The sequence below is a fragment of the Apibacter mensalis genome (assembly GCF_001418685.1).
Classification (GTDB): domain Bacteria; phylum Bacteroidota; class Bacteroidia; order Flavobacteriales; family Weeksellaceae; genus Apibacter; species Apibacter mensalis.
The window spans coordinates 2,848-5,419 of record NZ_LIVM01000025.1; the positions used below are offsets into that span (position 1 = coordinate 2,848).

The window sequence follows — 2,572 nt, forward strand, 5'->3', positions numbered from 1 at the left end:
AAAACTTTAAACAAAAAGATAAAAAAATATTTTATAACACTTAAAAAATAATTACATTTACCCTTATGACTATTAGGAAGAATCCCTATTATTCACTATTTTTAAGGAAAAATCTCTCGGCTTTAGACGAAAAAAACGCACGCAGAGCTGAATTGGATGAGTACTATTACGGCGCTAGGTATTATAATCCGAGGGAGAGTGTGTGGTTGAGCGTGGATCCGTTGGCAGAAAAGTACCCGAATGTATCGCCGTATGCGTATACATTCCAGAATCCGATTAAGTATATAGATCCTCGAGGCTTAGAAGGAGAAGGAATTGATCCTGAAGATCCGACAGACCTGCCTGAAATAGTTATTACGGGAAAACGAAGAGTTTCTAACAATAAATATATTACAAATACAGAAACTATTTCAACTAAGGTTGATATATTACCAAAAAATATATTTGCGACACTTACAACATATAGTTCTTCAACAATTGGGAATGCAGGGATATTAAATATAGATAATAAAATTACTAAAAACATATCACAAAGAATACGTGAAATCTCCCAAGACTATCAAGTAGATTTAAATATATTTAAAGGTAATGTAGAAGTCACTAAAGAAAGTTTAGGAGCAGGAGTTGGGGTTTCCCTTTTAGGTCGTTTAGATTTAAATATAGGAGTTAACTTAAATGCAGATATTTTGAATAGTGAAATATATTTTAATGGAAGTGAGAATATAAATAAAGATAATAATTCCAATGGTTTTAGCGTAGGAATAAAACCTGTAAGTTTGATTATAGGAACGATAAATTATGGTTTACGTAGGATATTACCACCAACTATTGTACAACCATCTTTATACACTACTATTTTTGGATCTAGTAATCAAGGACAGGAAATGCACTAATTAATTATTATTATATAAAAATGATTACTCACAGAACTTATACTAAAATACTTAAACTGACAGTTTATTTAATAATTGCTTATTTTATTTATAATATTATCTATTATTATATTTCATATAGTAAATTACAAGTAATTAAAGAAAGTCATAAATTCAAAGTAAGTTCATTGATTAATATTTCAGAAAATAGATTAACTTATGAAGCAGAATATTATTTAAAAGATCATTTTTTAGGGATATCTTGTTTGTTAGACAGTACATATTACTTATCTATTACTAAAGTAGGTCAATTATCTACAAATAAATCTATGCAAGATATAATATACTTTTCATCAATTCCTTTTCTTGATAGAAATTCTTTATTTAATAGAAATGATATTATAGCCAAAACTGTAGTAAGTACTAATGAAACTTCTGCGATTTTTTATAATGTATCCATTTTACCAATTATTCAAATAAGTAAAGTAAATGTATATTTAAAAAATAAGATGTTATCAAAAAACATTATATCAAAAGATATAATTGAATATATAATTAATTCATCAAATATTGATTTATCTTTTAATGATTTTAATAAAAATGATTTTGGATACGTTGGATTTGATGGAGAATCAAGTCTTATTTTTCTTAGAGATATATCTAATAATTTATATATAATGAGTTTGTCACCAATTATAGAACTTAAAGAAGATGGGAGTTATAGATTTAAATCTCCGTATAGAAGTTTAAAAGAAATATTACAAGAATAATTATATAATTATTTTAGAATACTAACAAAAATCCACTACTAAGTGGATTTCTATTTTTAGATAATATTATTCTTACAGATAAGAAGTCTAATAATTACAATAGTGCTGAAAGTGTGCCATTGGTATTGCCCTGTGAGTTTAGTATATTATTGTCAAGATAGCAAGATTACAAAGGGAGTTGAGAAAAAATATAATTTTGTATGATAAAAAGATAAATAAATTTTAAAATTAAGTATTAAAAAGCTAATTTAGCTAAATGAGCTATTTGAAAAAATATATTATTACGGTATTAGATGTGATAATCCAAGAGAAAGTTAATTGAAGGAGGACAACGATTAATTAATAAAAAGATAGATAAACTACCGGGGGCAAGTAAAGCCACTAAAGACATATTAACACAAACCGTGGATATGACCATTAAAGCAGTAGATAAAGCAGCTGCTGAGATCTTTCAAAGTCAAAATTCCACCCCTCCAACGGATGTTAATAAAAAAACACCTAATAACCCATAAAAAACAAAATAATATTTAACTGTAAATAATTATGGAAGATTGGATACAACAACATCAGGCAGGAATCTGTGGAGCAGGCTTGCTTATATTAGGCGTAGAAACATTATTTTATATGATAAAGTATGGAGATAAAAAAGAAGATAGAGTTAATGAATCCGCTATGTCTAAATCAAATAGATTGGGTTTATATTTTATGAGTGGAGTAGGAATAGTAGGCGGTATATTTATACTTCTGCGAGAACTATTCAGTTAACCCCATAAATGTAAATAAAACAAAACCCCGCAACTAGCGGGGTTTTTACTAGAAATTAATTTCCTAAAAGAAGAAGAAAAACTTTAAACAAAAAGATAAAAAAATATTTTATAACACTTAAAAAATAATTACATTTACCCTTATGACTATTAGGAAGAATCCCTA

At 27.0% G+C, this 2,572-nt stretch carries 3 protein-coding genes; all 3 read left to right on the top strand.

Features of this window, described 5'->3' with window-relative positions; translation table 11 throughout:
• The first annotated feature begins 65 nt into the window (after positions 1-65).
• The 3 genes from ASC36_RS10145 to ASC36_RS10155 all read left to right on the top strand — a co-directional run bounded on the left by ASC36_RS10145 (position 66) and on the right by ASC36_RS10155 (position 2,407).
• Positions 66-893, top strand: coding sequence for an RHS repeat-associated core domain-containing protein (locus tag ASC36_RS10145; protein ID WP_055426378.1), 828 nt, complete (start codon positions 66-68; stop codon positions 891-893).
• 20 nt (positions 894-913) lie between these two features.
• Positions 914-1,642, top strand: a complete 729-nt coding sequence (locus tag ASC36_RS10150) for a hypothetical protein (RefSeq protein WP_055426379.1) — start codon at positions 914-916, stop codon at positions 1,640-1,642.
• Positions 1,643-2,185: 543 nt separating this feature from the next.
• Complete coding sequence (locus tag ASC36_RS10155) at positions 2,186-2,407, top strand: hypothetical protein (RefSeq protein WP_055426380.1); 222 nt, start codon at positions 2,186-2,188, stop codon at positions 2,405-2,407.
• The last annotated feature ends 165 nt before the right edge of the window (positions 2,408-2,572 follow it).

Bases quoted from the DNA above. Each gene is read 5' to 3' on its own strand.
- ASC36_RS10145 (WP_055426378.1), top strand. From the start codon at position 66: ATGACTATTAGGAAGAATCCCTATTATTCACTATTTTTAAGGAAAAAT.
- ASC36_RS10155 (WP_055426380.1), top strand. From the start codon at position 2,186: ATGGAAGATTGGATACAACAACATCAGGCAGGAATCTGTGGAGCAGGC.
- ASC36_RS10150 (WP_055426379.1), top strand. From the start codon at position 914: ATGATTACTCACAGAACTTATACTAAAATACTTAAACTGACAGTTTAT.